The organism is uncultured Veillonella sp. (genome assembly GCF_938010505.1).
GTDB lineage: Bacteria > Bacillota > Negativicutes > Veillonellales > Veillonellaceae > Veillonella.
On the sequence record NZ_CALLVP010000144.1, the window covers coordinates 13752 to 31806 of the forward strand.

Consider the following 18055-nt stretch of genomic DNA (forward strand, 5'->3'; position numbering starts at 1 on the left):
TCTATGAAACCATTTGGTATGATTCCCTTTTTTATACCTCATGTAGGTTGTCCCTATGTGTGTACATTTTGTAATCAATCTCGTATTACGGGTCAATCTGGTATTAGTCACCTAACTCCAGAATATATACAACAAACAATTAAAGACTATGTAGGCACAAAACGGTGCGAAAAGTTTTGGGAGGTTGCCTTTTATGGGGGATCATTTACGGCTATTCCTAAAGATTTACAACATAAATTATTAATGCCTGCTTATGAAATGCTTCAACGGGGTATTATTGATGGCATACGTTGCTCTACAAGACCTGATGCTGTAGGTGATGAAGCGATTACATTATTACAGTCTTATGGAGTAAAAACTGTAGAACTTGGTGTGCAGTCTATGAATGATGGTATTTTAGTCGATGCTAAGAGGGGGCATACGGCACAAGAGGTAGTAGAGGCTGTTGCACGATTAAAACAGCGTGATATGACCGTTGGAGTGCAACTTTTACCAGGACTAAAAGGAGAAACTTGGCAAACCATAATAGAAACGGCCATTGCGGTAGCTGCATTACAACCAGACTTTGTACGTATTTATCCTGTATTAGTTATAGAGAATACAGAGCTAGCCGATCAATATAGAGCTGGAGAATATGAACCACTAAGTACTGAGCTTGCTATACAGTATTGTGCATTTTTAAAAGATTGGTTTGAGCAGCATGGTATTGAAGTCATTCGCACGGGTTTACAAAGTACAGAAGAATTAGATTCCGGTAATAGCTTAGTGGCAGGTCCATATGAGCCAGCTATGGGGGAGCTAGTTGTAAATGAACAGTATAAGCAGCGAATTGAACGTTGTATTGATGAGCATGTATCTCAGTATAAGTACTCACTAAGTAACGATTGTTTTAATCTAACTGAATACGCTACTTATGAAAATCTAGGATTTAGTAAAGTTAATGCTGATAATACTGGATGTAAAGATAAGACTAATAATGATAAAACAAATTATATTGGGAATAATAGTATTGCAACAAAAAACAATATTATTATTTCTTATCCTAGAAGCTTAACCTCTAAGGTGCGAGGGCTTAACAATCGAAATGTGTTATATTTCGCTGAGTTATACCCACAATATAGTATACGATGGTGTGAAGAAAGTACGAGAAATACCGTTCGGTGCTGTATTGATGGCCTACAATATGTGTTATAATAAAAGATATGATTATTTAGGGTTGTTAGTAGAAAGGAGGCAGTCATGCAATTACTTCGGTTGGAATTAAAGGGCTTTAAATCGTTTGCAGATAAGACGGTTGTAAAATTCTCACCAGGAATGACTGCCGTTATTGGTCCTAACGGAAGCGGTAAAAGTAATATTACGGATGCCATGAAATGGGTTTTAGGGGAATCCAATGTTCGTAATTTACGTGGTCAAAAAGCAGAGGATATCATTTTCTCTGGTACGGAAAAGCGCAAACCTATGAGTGCTGCTGAGGTTACTCTTGTATTTGACAATAGTGATCAACAATTAGATTTAGATATGGCAGAGGTGGCTATAACACGCCGTATCTATCGTACTGGTGAAAGTGAGTTTCTCATCAATAAGCGCTCTTGTCGTTTAAAGGACATACATCTTTTACTGGCAGATACCGGTCTTGGTAAAGATTCCATGGCCATTATTGGACAGAACCGAATTGATGCTATTTTAAATTCTAAACCTGAAGAACGTCGTCTTATCTTTGAAGATGTAGCTGGGATTTCTCGCTTTAAAATTAATAAAGAAGATGCTTTACGTCGTATTGCTAGTACAGACCGTAATATGGAGCGTGTACGGGACGTAATGGCTACCATTGAAGAGCAACTAGGACCTTTGTCTGAAAAAGCGGAAAAGACTAAAAAATATATGACTTTAAGCCGCGCAAAGCGCGATTATGATGGGGCATTAGGCTTTCACAATTATAAGACCTCTGATCGCCTTTTAACACGTTTTGAAAACGATAATATTGCCTTTAAAGATGAAGAAATTGAGCTTCAAACTGAATTGTCTAAATTAGAGGCTCGTCGTCACGAATTGCAATCGTCCTCGTCAAAAGAGCAGGAACAGCTTAAGTTGTGGGAGGCTCAATATACTGAAAAGCAACGTGATGAAGAACGCTTATCTGGTCACTTACGTCTTTTAGAAGAGCAACTAAAAACAGCGCGCCGTGAATTAGATGAAACGTCTATGCGCATTAGCGAGTTAGAGGCTACGCAAAAGGGTGAGGAGCAACAATTGCTTATCTTAAATCAATTGATTCAAGATGAAAGTGCTCAATTAGTAGAAAAAGAGTCTAATTTAGAAGAATTAGAAGCGAGTTATAAAAAGGCTATTGAAGATGTAAGGTCAGAACAAGCTAAGTTCCAATCCTTGCAATCCAATCGAGAGGCTTTTGAGCAACGTCAATTAGAAGTTGTGAGTGCTATTGAAACGGCTAAGGCTAGTATTCGGAGCTTAGAAGCTCGCAAGGTGGAAAGTAAAAATCAATGTGCTATTCTAGAATCTGAAATAGCACAGGTAGATAGTGAACTACAAGTCGCTCGTTCTGAATTTGAAGCGCTAGGTCAAAAGTTTAATGCCTTATCTGCTCAACGACAAGCCCTCGTTGATAAGGCTAAGGATGCGGCTATTAAAGCGCGTGAAGAGCGTAAGGAATTACAAAAGCTGCGCACTCAAGAACAACGTGCAAAAGGTCGATTAGAACTATTAGCACAGTGGGAGGAACAGCACGAAGGTTACTTAGAAGGCACAAAGAACATCCTCAATGGTAAAGGTTCTTGGCGAGAACAGATCACGGGCGCTGTTGGCGATCTCTTTACGGTAGAGGACAAATATACTACGGCTATCGAAACGGCCTTAGGAGGAAGTGTTAACCATGTTGTGACTACTACGGCTCGCGCTGCTGCGGAGGGTGTCAATTATTTGAAATCTATCCAAGGTGGTCGCGTAACCTTTTTGCCGATGGATTCTGTTAAAGGTAAACCATATGATACACCGGCTTTACATGAAAGCTGTGTATTAGGCACTGCTGTTGATTGTATTTCCTTTGATAATAAGTACGCCCATATCTTCCAATACTTATTGGGTCGCACCTTGGTAGTATCTTCCATGGATGATGCCATTGGATTACAGAAAAAATACAATCAGCAATTGCGCATCGTAACTCTTACGGGGGAACAATTTCAACCTGGTGGTTCTTTAACCGGTGGTGCCACAAAGCGCAAGCGTGCTTCTGTATTGAGCCGCAAGGAAGAGGCTGCTAGTCTTGAACAAGAACTGGTACAAACTGAAGGTCAAATTCGTTCCTTAATAGCTAACTTAGAACGCCTTGAAAAACGGGTTGAAGAGGCTGAAAAGGAACAAGTGACCCTTGATGAAAGCTATCAGCATACGAACTTACTCTATGTGGCTAGCGAAACAAAGGTACAAAATATACAAAATCAGCTGGATCGTAAGAAACGTGTTCTCCACGAAGAAGAGCAACGTTTAGTACAAATTGATATTGATTTGGCTACTACAACAGCTAACTTGAAAGATCAAGAAACAGCATTAGCTTCCTTGCAAGAGGATCATGGTGTGGATGGTAATCAAGGGGCGTTGATGGATCGATTGACTGTGTTGCAAAAGGTACAACAAGAGGCGTATGAAGCTTTTACAGAAGCTCGCCTTACTTGTGATACCTTGCGACATACCATTCAGGAACGGGAATCACAACGTGAACAGCGTAATCAGTCTATTTCTAGTATTATTGAGCGCTTAACACCACTTCGTAATTTGTTAGTTAGTACTACACAACGCTATGAAGAGGAAATACCTATGGCTCAGGAAGTTGCAGAACAAGAGTTGACCTCTGCTACGGCTGAGGTTGAACGATTGCGTGCTCTTCGCGATGAAGCCTATGATAAAACGTCTACGGGGCGCGAGGAAATGGAATCTATCCTTAGTGAGCAAGACCGATTGAATCAACGCTACAAAGTGGTGCAAGGTCGCCTTGTTGATATGGAAGGTAAAATTACACGTCATCGCATGGACTGTGAGCGCTTTGTAGAAGAATTACAAGAGCTAGGCTTTACTTTGGAAGATGCTCAAGCCCTTCGCATTGAAGGCTCCGTTAACGATTGGAAGGATGAGCAAGCTCGTTTGATGGCGGAAATTGCCGAATTGGGTCCAGTCAATCCAAATGCCGTTGAGGAATACGAAGAGACTAAAGAACGCTATGATTTCTTAAGCACACAATTAGCTGATTTAGATACAGCAAAGGCGCAATTACAGGCGGTTATTGCTGAAATGGATAAGGCTATGAGTACACAGCTATACGATGTATTGGATGTGGTAGGCCGTAGATTCCAAGAAGTATTCAGCCAATTGTTTGGTGGCGGTACTGCTCAAATTGTACTTACTGATCCAGATAATATCTTGACGGGTGGTATCGACTTCTACATTCAACCACCTGGGAAAAAGCGTCAACAATTGACACTCTTATCGGGTGGCGAGCGTGCTCTTACGGTTATCGCTTTATTGTTCTCATTCCTTGACTATCGTCCAGCTCCGTTCTGTGTGCTTGACGAAGTTGACGCGGCGCTTGACGAAGCCAATGTTGAACGATTTAGCTCTTACTTAAATCGAATAAATAAAGAAACACAATTTATCGTTGTATCTCACCGTAAAAAGACGATGGAAGCTGCCGAAGTACTACAAGGGGTAACCATGGTGGAACGCGGTGTATCGCGATTATTAACAGTAGCATTTGAAGATGTGAAGGAGGATCTAGCATAATGGCATTTGGATTCTTTGATAAAATTAAAGACGGTTTAGAGAAAACTCGTAAGTCTTTTGTAAAAAATGTAGAAAGCATCGTTATTGGTTATGCGCAAATCGATGATGATTTCTTAGATGATTTAGAAGCAGTTATGCTTACTAGTGATCTAGGTCCTAAGACGACAGAATACTTGATGAAAGAAATTCGTCGTGGTGTAACAGAAGGTATCATCAATCATACTGGTGATGTAATGCCGTTTATGGAAGACCGTATCACGGAAATGCTCATCGATCAAGAAGATGAAATTACTTTGCACCATCCTGAGGTCATCCTTGTAGTTGGTGTAAATGGTGTTGGTAAAACAACGACAATCGCTAAATTGGCTAACTATTATACTAAAGAAGGTAAAAAGGTTATCATTGCTGCAGGTGATACATTCCGTGCTGCTGCAGCTGACCAATTATCTATTTGGGCTGATCGCGTTGGTGTGCCGATTGTTAAACACAAAGAAGGTGCAGATCCTGCTGCTGTTGTATATGATGCAATGGAAGCTGCAAAAGCTCGTAATGCAGACCTTGTTATCGTAGATACGGCTGGTCGTCTACATACTAAGGTTAACCTTATGGAAGAGCTTAAAAAGATGGGGCGCGTAGCGAATAACCACGTAGAAGGTGCGCCGCATCAAACATTGCTCGTTTTAGATGGTACTACGGGTCAAAATGCAGTAAGCCAAGCTAAATTATTTGGTCAAGCTGTACCAGTAAATGGTATTGTAGTAACTAAACTAGATGGTACGGCAAAAGGCGGCGTAGTTATCTCTATTAAAGAGGAACTAGGCGTACCCGTACGCTGGATTGGCGTTGGCGAAGGTATGGATGACTTGCGTCCATTTAATGCAAAAGAATTTGCTAATGCACTATTTAATAAAGGAATGATTCAAGGTGACAAATAAATATAACCGGGAATTCTTACTTGAATATGTAGAATCTGAAAATAAAAAAAATGAATGTAATGTTAGCCTAGAAAATATGAATAAGATAGTTAGCTTAATCGAGTACTTCGGGATTGAACTATATCGCCCCATTACGCGATTGCTACTTTCAAACTGGGAAGAGATTACAGATCGTATTAATAACTATACTGAATCAGATTGGATGATGGCTGATGAAATTCAGAAGACCACACCTACACTAGATCGTTTTTCTATTGCTATGCTCATCGAAGTCTTAGAAGGTGAGGATACGTTGAATCAAGCGGAAAATGCAGGTCGTCGTTTGACGGATGAAGAAATGAAAGCCATCCGTAAACATCAGGATGAACAGTAATGAAGCATAGTACATATAATTACGAGGGGGGCCAACCATTTAAAGTGGAGGCGCCCTTTACGCCTACAGGTGACCAACCTACCGCGATTCAATCTTTAACAGAAGGTATTGAACGCGGTGAATGGGCCCAAGTTTTGCTCGGTGCCACTGGTACTGGTAAGACCTTTACAATGGCTAAGGTTATTGAAGCAGTTCAAAAGCCGACCTTGATCATTGCTCATAATAAAACTTTGGCGGCTCAATTATGTAGTGAATTTAAAAGTTTTTTCCCTAATAATGCGGTAGAATACTTTGTATCTTACTACGATTTTTATCAACCGGAAGCCTATATTCCTTCTAGTGATACATATATCGAGAAGGATGCATCTATTAATGATGAAATCGATAAACTGCGACATAGTGCTACAATGAGTCTTTTTGAGCGCCGCGATGTCATTATCGTTGCTTCTGTTAGCTGTATTTATGGCTTAGGTGACCCTGAGGACTATTCTGATCTCGTATTGTCCTTGCGCTTAGGTCAAACGAAATCGCGCGATGAAATCTTATCTAAACTCGTAGATATTCAATATACGAGGAATGATATGAACTTTATTCGCGGCACCTTCCGTGTACAAGGGGATACTATTGATATTTTCCCTGCCGCTTATAGTGAAAGAGCCATTCGGGTGGAGCTCTTTGGTGATGAAATCGACCGCCTCGTAGAGGTAGATTCCTTGACGGGTGAAGTTATTGCGGAACGTAAACACGTTGCTGTCTATCCAGCATCTCACTACGTAACGACGAAAGAGAAGATGAATATTGCCGTAGAGCGTATTGAAGCCGAACTAGATGAACAGTTGGCGAAGTTAAAAGCTGCTGACCGTCTATTGGAGGCTCAGCGCTTAGAACAGCGTACGCGATACGATATAGAAATGATGCAGGAGATGGGTTATTGCTCGGGCATCGAAAACTATTCACGTCATATGTCTGAACGCAAGGCAGGGGAAGCACCGTTTACATTGATTGATTATTTCCCCGATGATTTTCTCATCATGGTGGACGAGTCTCATGTAACGATGCCGCAAATTCGCGCTATGTACAATGGTGACCGTGCGCGTAAAGAGTCTCTTATAGAATACGGTTTCCGTCTTCCTTCTGCACTCGATAATAGACCGCTTCAATTCGATGAATTTGTAGAGCGTATCAATCAAATTGTTTACGTATCGGCAACGCCTGGCCCATACGAAATGGAAGTAGAAACAAATATTGCAGAGCAAATCATACGTCCTACGGGTCTATTAGATCCATCTATAGAAATCCGTCCTATTAAGGGGCAAATGGATGACTTACTTGGAGAAATTCATAAACGAGCTGCTAAGAATGAACGGGTTCTTGTTACGACATTGACGAAGAAGATGGCTGAGGACTTAACAGAATTCTTGAAAGAAATGGGCGTACGAGTTCGTTATCTTCATTCCGATATTGTTACTATTGAGCGGGCTGAAATCATTCGTGATTTGCGGGCTGGCGTATTCGATGTATTAGTTGGTATTAACTTACTTCGTGAAGGTCTCGATATGCCTGAGGTATCCTTGGTTGCTATCTTAGATGCGGATAAGGAAGGTTTCTTGCGCTCCGATACGGCTATGATTCAAACTATAGGTCGTGCGGCCCGTAATGTGAATGGTCATGTTATCATGTACGCAGATCGTGTGACAGGTTCGATGCAACGGGCTATCGATGAAACCGATCGTCGTCGTGCCGTGCAAGAGGCTTATAATATTGAACATAATATCACGCCTAAGTCTGTGTCTAAAGATGTAAAAGAGCTTATCGAATTAACGAAAATCGAAGAAGATATGGTCACTGATGGAAAGGGACTTTCACCGAAAAAAGGAAAACAAAAAAAATCCTCAGAGGGCATGGACCATGGACACGAATCATATGTTCAAGATACATCAGCACCTAAGGTGGCAGATATAACACCGGAAGAATTGTACAATAAGATTGAAGAGCTAGATCGTCAAATGAAGGCCGCTGCCAAGCAGCTTGAATTTGAAACCGCTGCTAAGTTACGTGATCAATTGGGCGTATTACGTCAACAATGGTCCGATATGCATAGTGCAGGAGATAGCAAGTTGAAGAAGCCTGCTTCTGCTAAATCTAGAAAGCGGACGAGTCCAAAAAGTAAATCTTAGGAGCGATTTTAAAAGATTGTAAGAAAACACATAGATTATATAGACTATATGTGCGATAATATACATATATTATTTCATGTTAGTAATCAGAGAGATGATGCCGTTTGGTATCATCTCTTTAAATAGGAAAGATAATGAAAGACCAATTGATTGTAAAAGGTGCGCGTCAGCATAACCTAAAAAATATTGATATATCCTTGCCACGTGATCAGTTTATCGTCTTAACTGGCCTCAGTGGTTCTGGTAAATCATCCCTAGCATTTGATACGATTTACGCAGAAGGACAACGACGTTATGTTGAGTCCCTATCTGCGTATGCACGTCAATTTTTGGGACAAATGGATAAACCCGATGTCGATTATATTGAAGGTTTATCTCCAGCCATTTCTATCGACCAAAAGACGACGAGTCGCAACCCTCGCTCTACGGTTGGTACCGTAACGGAGATTTACGACTATTTACGCCTGTTATTTGCACGCGTAGGTCATGCACACTGTCCAGAGTGTGGTAAGCCTATTACCCAGCAAACAATACAACAAATGACTGACGATGTAATGAACTTTCCTGAAGGTACAAAGGTTTTAGTGCTGGCCCCTATGATTCAAGGTAAAAAAGGGGAACATAAATCGGTGTTTGAACAGCTTCGCAAAGAAGGCTTTGTTCGTGCTCGAGTAGACGGTGTAGTGCGCACTTTGGACGAAGAAATCGTATTAGAGAAGAACAAGAAACACTCCATCGATATCGTTGTGGACCGCCTCGTTGTAAAAGAAGGCATTGAATCTCGGTTGGCTGACTCTATGGAGACCGCTTCAAAATGGGCAGAAGGCATCGTTGTGATTCAAGAGGTAGACGGACCTGAACACATGTATAGCCAACATTTTGCGTGCCCAGATTGTCATATTTCATTACCTAAAATTGAACCACGTATGTTCTCTTTTAATAGTCCGTTTGGTGCGTGCCCATCTTGTTTAGGTATTGGTTCTACTATGGAGGTTGATGAGGAGCGCGTTATTCCAGATGGATCTATTAGCTTTGCCGATGGTTGCGTGCAAGCCTTGAGCTCCAATCCTAATGCTTGGTTTATGCGTCAAGTAGAAGGTCTATTAAAAGCTAATGGATATTCATTAGACTCCACCTATGATGAATTGCCGAAAGCATTACAGAAAAAGGTGATGTACGGTACGACGGATAAGGTAAGTTTCACCTATGAAAATATGAGAGGTGAAATAAAGGAATTCTTTACTGAGTACGAAGGTATTTTACCGATGGTTAAGCGCCGTCATAGTGAAGCCTCTACAGACTCTATGCGTGAAGAATTTGAAAAGTTTATGTCTATTAAGCCGTGTACTACTTGTGATGGAGCTCGTCTTAAACCTGAAGTATTAGCTATTACTGTAGGGGATAAGAATATCAACGAAGTAACGCAGTTAACTATTAAAGAAGCACTCGATTTCTTTGGTAATCTACAGTTAACTGAACGTGAACAAGTGATTGGTGCTCAAATTTTAAAGGAAATCAATGCTCGTCTAGGTTTTCTTAATAATGTAGGTCTCGATTACTTAACAATGAACCGTAGTGCAGGCACATTATCTGGTGGTGAAGCACAGCGTATTCGGTTAGCTACACAGATCGGCTCTGGCTTAGTAGGTGTATTATATATCCTAGATGAGCCATCTATCGGTTTACATCAACGCGATAATGATCGACTCATCGATACATTAAAAGGGTTACGTGACTTAGGCAATACCTTGCTCGTTGTAGAACATGATGAAGATACGATGCGTGCTGCCGATTATTTAGTAGATATCGGTCCTGGAGCAGGTGAACATGGGGGTCAAATCATTGCAGCAGGTACTGTTAAGGAAGTGATGAACGTAGAAGACTCTATCACTGGACAATACTTGAGTGGTCGTAAATTTATTGCGCTACCAGAAGAGCGACGTAAACCAGGTAAGAACTGCATTGAAATTCGCGGTGCTAAGGAAAACAATTTACAAAATGTAAATGTAAAATTCCCTATTGGCTTGTTTAATGTTGTTACTGGTGTCAGCGGTTCTGGTAAGTCTACCTTGATTAATGAAATTCTCTACAAAGGTTTAGCTAATCAATTATATCGCTCTAACCACAAAGTAGGGGCTCATAAAGAAATCCGTGGTCTTGAACATATCGATAAAATCATCAATATTGATCAAAGTCCGATTGGCCGTACACCTCGTTCCAATCCAGCTACTTATACAGGTGTATTCGATGCCATACGCGAGCTCTATAGTCAAACACCGGAAGCAAAGATGCGCGGTTACAAACAAGGGCGCTTTAGCTTTAACGTAAAAGGCGGTCGATGTGAGGCTTGTCGTGGTGATGGTATTATCAAGATTGAAATGCATTTCCTTCCAGATGTATACGTGCCTTGTGAAGTCTGCAAAGGTGCGCGTTATAACCGTGAAACTTTGGAGGTTAAATATAAAGGAAAATCCATTGCTGATGTATTAGATATGACTGTTGATGATGCTGTAGAATTTTTTAGTGCGATTCCTAAGATCAATCGTAAGATGGTTACCCTCCAAGAGGTTGGCCTTGGGTATATCCGTTTAGGTCAGGCGGCTACTACATTATCTGGTGGTGAGGCTCAACGGGTTAAATTAGCTACAGAACTAGCACGTCGTAGCACCGGTAAAACGCTATACATCCTCGATGAGCCTACTACAGGTCTTCATGCTGAAGATATTCGTAAGTTGTTACATGTATTGCAACAACTTGTAGAGGGCGGAGATACTGTTGTTGTTATCGAACATAACTTAGATGTTATTAAGATGGCTGACCATATCATCGACCTCGGTCCTGAAGGTGGTAATCGCGGTGGAACTATCGTGGCAACTGGTACGCCTGAGGAAATTGTTAAGGTGAAAGAAAGCTATACCGGCAAGTTCTTAGGGCCTGTATTGGAACAGACTAAGAAATTTATGAAAGCTGCAAAAAATAAGAAATAAAACATCTAAAAATCTACAAGGAAAGGAGGAAACATGCCGTCTGAAGAATTACTGGAAAAGGTCAGTCATCTGCCAACGACGCCAGGTGTCTATTTATGGCGCGATCAATATAACCGCATCATCTATGTAGGTAAAGCTATTAATCTGCGCAACCGTGTGCGTTCCTATGTACGTAACGATGCGAACCGCGCACCAAAGGTTACGGCCATGATGAAGCGTGCCGTCGATGTGGAAGTCATTCAAACAAAAACGGAGATGGAAGCGCTCATCTTGGAGAATACACTTATCAAGGAGCATGAACCGAAATATAATATTAGGCTTCGTGATGATAAGACGTATCCCTATGTTAAAATATCAGTGCAAGAGGACTATCCTCGAGTATATATGACGCGTCGCCTAGAGCGTGATGGAGCCAAGTACTTTGGCCCTTTTACAGATGTCACATCTGTTCATGTGGTACTGAAATTAATACGACAGTACTATCCATTGCGCACCTGTAAGTCTATGAAGGTAGAACGCCCATGCTTACAGTATCATATGCATTACTGCGAGGCACCGTGTTTTAATAAAATATCGGTACCCGATTATCGGAAGTATATTGACGAAATCATAGAACTTTTTGAAGGTAAACCTATACCATTGTTAAAGGAAATTAAATCAATGATGGAGGCTGCTGCAGAAGATTTGCGCTTTGAAGATGCTGCACGTTATCGTGATCAATTGTCTAGCATTGAAAAGATACAAGAAAAGCAACGCATGGTTACCCAACGTGGCGACTTAGACGTCTTAGGATTGGCTGTAGATACATCGATGGCCTGTGTACAGTTGCTATTCATCCGCGGTGGTCGTCTGTTAGGCCGTGAGAATTACTTTGTGCAACATGATGGCGATAGTCCAGAAACTATTATGACAGACTTTATTAAGCAATACTATGGAGATACAAACTTTATTCCTAAAGAGTTGTTACTACCTATGGAGAGTACGGATAGGGACTTATTAACGGAATGGTTTACACAGCTCAAAGGCCAACATGTAGATGTATCTGTGCCACAACGTGGCTATAAGATGGATATGATTAAGATGGCTCATGAAAATGCAGAAACTTTCCTTGAAGAACGTCGTCGTCAGTGGCAGCACCAAATCGATAAGACTGGCGGGGCGATTAAGAAGCTAGCCGAGATTCTCGACTTACCACGTTTACCCGAACGTATGGAGTGTTTTGATATATCTCATACACAAGGAACTGAAACGGTGGCTTCTATGGTTGTTTTTGAAGGTGGCAAGCCTGCGAAGAAAGAATATCGCCGCTTTAAACTGAAAACCACACAAGGTAAATCTGATGATTTTAAATCGATGGCTGAAATTATGGAACGTCGTTACGGTAATGAAACAGACTGGCCTATGCCGGATCTTATTATCATCGATGGTGGTAAAGGTCAGCTCAATGCGGCTTTGCCGTTAATCCGTGCCGTTGGTGTTACAGATGTGCCAGTTATCTCCTTGGCTAAGCGTATTGAAGAGGTCTTTGTAGAGGGACAATCTGAAAGTATTATTTTGAGTCATCACACGCCGGAGCTTCAATTACTTCAACAAATTCGTGATGAAGCGCATCGCTTTGCCATTACCTATCACCGTAAGTTGCGCGGTAAGCGAAATCTTGAATCTATTCTTGACCATATTGAAGGTATCGGGCCTAAACGCCGTAAGGCCTTATGGGCTCACTTTAATAGTTTAGAGGCCATGAAAGAGGCATCTATTGATGAACTTGCAAATGTAGAATCTATGAATTATAAGACGGCAGAAGCGCTATATAATTTCTTCCGTATGTCCAAAGTAGAGAAACAAGAGGCTCTAAAATAAAAAAATCACCTATTGATTACTTACACTTGAGCGTAATCAATAGGTGATTTTATTATTTTACAATAGTTCTAGGTTTGTAATGTTGTATGTAGTATGTGCGAAGTGTAAATAATATACCCGCAACTACTACGCTAGCCAACAACCCAATCCATACGCCAAATGGTCCATAATTAGGATTTTTGGCAAGGGTATAAGCTGTTGGGAAACATACGCCCCAATACGATACGAGGGAGATGTAAAGCACTATTTTTACATCCTTGTAAGCTCTTAGAATACCTTGTAATGGAGTACCGATGGCATCGATAGCGGCAAAGAATACGCCATATCCAAGGAATTGATAAATAAGTTCATATACTTCATCATCATTTGTAAATAGATCCGCAATATTATCCATATGAGTGAACGTAAAGGCACAAATGAGAACGGCTATGATGATGGCTAATACACGAGAAATATAAGAGTATTGGATAGCTTCTATTTTTCGTCCTGCACCGAGTTCATAGGCAACGGCAATGGTAGCGGACATGGCGATACTTAATGGTAAGCAGTAGAATACATTTGTAAAAGAAATGACAGATTGATGAGCTGCTACTACAGCAGATCCAAAGTGAACCATTAAGAGCCCAGCAATGCTAAAGATACTAGCTTCAAAAAAGATAGAAAAACCTATGGGAATACCAACTTGTAATTGTTCACGGATATAGTGAAAATTCGGGCTATGGAAATCTTTATAGATGCGATAGCCTTTTAACTTAGGATGCAATAGAATGACTAAGCTAAATAGAACTAAGTTTGTCCAACAGGCACCAGCAATACCGTAGCCAGCACCAACACCACCAATTTCAGGAAAACCGTAATGACCAAAGATGAGTGCATAATTTAAGAATACGTTAATCACAAAGCTTGTAAAGACGATGGCCATGGAGTAATGCGTTAATCCGTGAGAATCGACAGTGTTACGCAAGGTATTTACCCAGAGTAATGGGAATAAACCAAGTGCAAAGGCTTTCAGATAACTAATACATACCTCGGTGGCGGCCGGCTCAAGATTTAAATATGTCAATAAAGGGCGTAAGCCGAATATACCGATTAGTAAAATTAAAAATGCTAGTCCTGTACCGATGAAAAGGCCTTGATGAAAGATTATTGGAATATCATCTGTTTTCTTAGCTCCTAATAGTTGAGAAATAATTGGTGTGATACCCATTAATGTACCTTGTGCAAAGATATAGAAGAGGAGCCATAAATTATATCCCGTAGCAACACCAGCTAAATCAGTCGTACTATATTGCCCCGTTAAAAAGATGGCGATAAAGGTCGCCCCAATCAGGGAAAATTGAGTGATGCACATTGGAGTAAATAGTTTTATAAACAACCATAATTTTTGCAGTATAGAATATGTTTGATACATACTAACCTCCCTAGTAACGATATACTATACCATATCATAAAGTAGCTTAATTTAATAGCCAAAACCTAAGGGAAAAAGGAATTAAATTTATAAAAAAAATAGAGCCCATATTGTGATTATGTAAGGGGAGAAATGACCTTATATAAACTATCTTATTTAATAAGAAAGAATTATGATAAAAACGTATATATATGTTGATAATTGAATTTTACACTACTTTACTATATCGATTATAATATATATACTATTGTTTTATTCTAAGGAGGATACATTGGACATCTTAACTGTACAAGGCTTATTAGCGATGCTTCAAATCATCGTTATTGATATTTTATTAGCTGGTGACAATGCCATCGTTATTGGTATGGCGGCTCGCAACCTACCCGCACATTTACAGAAGCAGGCGATTTTCTGGGGCACAGCGGGCGCTATTATTTTACGTCTTGTTATGGCATTCCTATTTGTAGAGGCCTTGAACAATATTCCTGCTCTTCGTTTAGTTGGTGGTATCCTTCTTTTATGGATCGGTTACAAGCTTGTTGTTGATGATGACGGCGAGCACAATATCGAGGCTAAAGATAACTTGCGCGCTGCTATCATGACCATTGTTATTGCAGATGGAATTATGGGTATTGATAATGTTATTGGTGTAGTTGGTGCCGCTAGTGGCAATATGACATTAGTTGCTGTCGGTATGCTTATTACAGTACCTATTATCATTTATGGTAGTACTTTATTTGTAAAAGTTATCGAACGCTTTCCGATCATCCTTTACGTTGGTGGCGGTATCCTTGCCTGGGTGGGTGCAGCGATGAGTGTGGAAGATAAATTAATTTCACATACCGTAGAACCGTATGCATTACTCATTAAAATTGGTGCTGTTATTCTCGTAGTAGGGGCATCTTTGTTAGTAAAGAAACTTAAAAAATAATGTAATATATCTCTTCTTCTAGTCGTAGGAGGAGAGATATTTTTTTGTAAAAGTACACTCCTAATAGAAATCATCATAAGTGTATTATAAGGATAGTATAAGCATATATGGAGAGCTTATCTACATATTATATAGAGCCTTACAGCTATATATTGGAAATAATGGTAATAGATTGAGCCGTTCGTATAGATGAGAAAATACAATATTTATGGTATAGTTAAGGGATAGTTATAGAATTAGTAAACTGAATTGAGGTAAGTACAGAATGGAATTTTTAGAAGTCGCTACGTGGATAACCATTAGTAAAATTATTTTAATAGATATTTTGTTAGCCGGAGATAATGCTGTTGTTATCGGTATGGCTGCGGGCAAATTAGCACCAGAATTGCAGAAAAAAGCGGTTCTCTGGGGGACTGTTGGTGCTATCCTAATGCGCCTTATTTTTGCCACTATTTTAGTAGAGGCGTTAACGTTAATTCCACTCATCCATTTAGGGGGCGGTCTAGTTCTCGTGTGGATTGCCATTCAGCTGTTAAAAGGCGACGATGAAGAGGCTCATATTGAGGCAAAAAATTCTTTAAGTGGCGCTATTTGGACTATTATCGTAGCCGATGCAATGATGAGTATCGATAATGTTATCGGTGTAGTAGGTGCCGCCAAAGGCCATTTAGAACTTGTTATTGTAGGCCTATTAATTACAGTGCCAATTATTATTTTCTGCTCCACTTTATTTGCTCGTATTATTCACAAATTTCCAGCAATCCTCTGGGCTGGTGGTGCACTCCTCGGTTGGGTCGCAGGTGAAATGATCGTAGAGGATCCATTCCTTGTTCCATATATTCAAGGGGAAGAATTACTTGTGAAAGTAGGTACAGTATTCTTTGTACTCGTTGTGACTGGTATGATTAAAATTTGGAAGAAAAGAGACGCGTAATGAACGGTACAAGTCGTACATCTCGTAAACATAAATCAAAACAACAGAATAGAAGAGGGGCTCGCTCTAATCAAGGCCAGACTACTAGTGGTACAGTATCTAAAAAGCAACAAGCTAAACTCAATGCACCCGTTAAACTAGGTGATGAAGTGCTCGTAACCATTCATGGTATTGGTAGCAGTGGTGAAGGGGTAGGTCGTGTAGACGACTTTACTGTCTTTGTTCCGTTTGCCTTGCCTGGAGAAACTGTAAAAGTAGTCATTAACATGGTGAAAAAGACGTATGCTACAGGTAGACTCTTAGAAATTGTTACAATGGCTCCTAATCGTATCGATGCTAGTTGTGAACTTTATGGCTTCTGTGGGGGGTGTCAACTACAACACATTACCTATGAAGGTCAGCTTTCACTGAAAACACAAAAGGTGAAGGATGTTATAGAACGCATTGGTCATCAAAATCCAGACCTTGTAAAATCTGCATTAGGCCCTAAAGAGCCGTGGGCATATCGCAATAAAATGCAAATGCCTGTAGGTGGTACTAAAGGCAATATTCAAATGGGATTCTATGCGATGGGATCTCACGATATCGTGCAAGGCACAAACTGTCCTATACAAGACGAAGGGAATAATATCATAGCTCAAGCTTGTTACCAAATTGCTAAAGAGTTTGATATTGAACCTTATGATGAACATACAGGAAAGGGTGTGCTGCGCCATATTATCGGACGCATTGGACAGTCAGGATGGATGATTATCCTTGTAACGGCCACCGAACAGTTGCCGCATAAAGAGAAGTGGGTAGAGAAACTAACGGAACGAATTCCTCAACTAGAAACTATCGTTCACAACGTGAATAGTAAGCGTACTAATGTTATCTTAGGACCTAAAAATAATATTCTCTATGGGGATGGGACGATTACAGATCACATAAAGGACTTACAGTTTACATTATCTCCACATTCCTTCTTCCAAGTGAATCCAGAACAAACTACCGTACTTTACGATCAAGCATTAGCGTATGCGGACTTAAAAGGTGATGAAACTGTTATTGATGCGTACTGTGGTACGGGGACTATTTCATTGTTTTTGGCTCATAAGGCAAAACATGTAATCGGTATAGAAATCGTAGAACCGGCCATTCTCAATGCTCGTGAAAACGCGCGCCGTAACGGCTATGATAATACAGAATTTATCGTCGCTGATGTGGCTGTAGAAATGCCGAAACTCTACAAAGCTGGCGTACGACCAGACGTGATTGTATTCGATCCAATCCGTGCAGGCTGTAAAGAAGAAGTGTTGACCTCTGCAGCGGGCATGGAACCAAAACGCATTGTTTACGTATCCTGTAACCCAGCAACCATGGCTCGAGACATTGAAATCCTCACACACTATGGCTACGAACTAAAAGAAGTACAACCAGTAGATATGTTCCCTATGACCGCTCATATTGAGTGTGTAAGTTTATTGAGTAGAATATAAGCAACAGAGTTGAGGGTTAGATTTCTTGGTGTATTAATAAGGATTAAGTATATAAACTATGAAATGTTGTAATTAAAGCATTGTATAATGAAAAATTAAGATAGTTTGGTAGTATAAAATAATTAGTTAAATAGTATGATAAAAAGATTTGATTTATCTTCTAAGAAAAATGAAG

General features: G+C 40.3%; 11 protein-coding genes. 10 read left to right on the top strand and 1 reads right to left on the bottom strand.

The window, feature by feature from the left end:
- The first annotated feature begins 3 nt into the window (after positions 1-3).
- The 7 genes from Q0507_RS08895 to uvrC all read left to right on the top strand — a co-directional run bounded on the left by Q0507_RS08895 (position 4) and on the right by uvrC (position 13126).
- Entirely contained in the window at positions 4-1194 is a 1191-nt protein-coding gene (locus tag Q0507_RS08895; RefSeq protein ID WP_298715186.1) for an elongator complex protein 3, read from the top strand.
- A 45-nt stretch (positions 1195-1239) separates the two neighbouring features.
- Entirely contained in the window at positions 1240-4794 is a 3555-nt protein-coding gene (gene smc, locus Q0507_RS08900; protein ID WP_298715188.1) for a chromosome segregation protein SMC, read from the top strand.
- Positions 4794-5729 (top strand): signal recognition particle-docking protein FtsY, encoded by a 936-nt coding sequence (gene ftsY / locus Q0507_RS08905; RefSeq protein WP_298715191.1) that lies wholly within the window; start codon positions 4794-4796, stop codon positions 5727-5729. The genes smc and ftsY overlap by 1 nt, the downstream gene beginning before the upstream one ends.
- Positions 5730-5805: 76 nt before the next feature.
- Positions 5806-6102: a hypothetical protein gene (locus tag Q0507_RS08910; protein ID WP_259343134.1), complete on the top strand. Its 297-nt coding sequence runs from the start codon at positions 5806-5808 to the stop codon at positions 6100-6102.
- Entirely contained in the window at positions 6102-8279 is a 2178-nt protein-coding gene (gene uvrB / locus Q0507_RS08915) for an excinuclease ABC subunit UvrB (RefSeq protein WP_298715194.1), read from the top strand. The genes Q0507_RS08910 and uvrB overlap by 1 nt, the downstream gene beginning before the upstream one ends.
- Positions 8280-8413: 134 nt before the next feature.
- Positions 8414-11266, top strand: a complete 2853-nt coding sequence (gene uvrA / locus Q0507_RS08920) for an excinuclease ABC subunit UvrA (protein WP_298715196.1) — start codon at positions 8414-8416, stop codon at positions 11264-11266.
- A 33-nt stretch (positions 11267-11299) separates the two neighbouring features.
- On the top strand, positions 11300-13126 hold the full coding sequence (uvrC, locus tag Q0507_RS08925) for an excinuclease ABC subunit UvrC (RefSeq protein ID WP_298715198.1): 1827 nt from the start codon (positions 11300-11302) through the stop codon (positions 13124-13126).
- A gap of 52 nt (positions 13127-13178) precedes the next feature.
- On the opposite strand, the gene Q0507_RS08930 is transcribed toward uvrC, so the two are convergent.
- Complete coding sequence (locus Q0507_RS08930) at positions 13179-14537, bottom strand: MATE family efflux transporter (RefSeq protein WP_156697473.1); 1359 nt, start codon at positions 14535-14537, stop codon at positions 13179-13181.
- 271 nt (positions 14538-14808) lie between these two features.
- Between Q0507_RS08930 and Q0507_RS08935 the strand changes: the two genes are divergently transcribed.
- From Q0507_RS08935 to rlmD, 3 genes are all read left to right on the top strand, one after another.
- The gene (locus tag Q0507_RS08935; RefSeq protein WP_298715200.1) at positions 14809-15468 is read left to right on the top strand and encodes a TerC family protein; all 660 of its coding nucleotides are present in this window, start codon (positions 14809-14811) and stop codon (positions 15466-15468) included.
- Positions 15469-15733: 265 nt separating this feature from the next.
- Positions 15734-16402 (top strand): TerC family protein, encoded by a 669-nt coding sequence (locus Q0507_RS08940; protein ID WP_298715202.1) that lies wholly within the window; start codon positions 15734-15736, stop codon positions 16400-16402.
- Positions 16402-17880: a 23S rRNA (uracil(1939)-C(5))-methyltransferase RlmD gene (rlmD, locus tag Q0507_RS08945; RefSeq protein WP_298715204.1), complete on the top strand. Its 1479-nt coding sequence runs from the start codon at positions 16402-16404 to the stop codon at positions 17878-17880. The genes Q0507_RS08940 and rlmD overlap by 1 nt, the downstream gene beginning before the upstream one ends.
- Positions 17881-18055: the final 175 nt, after the last annotated feature.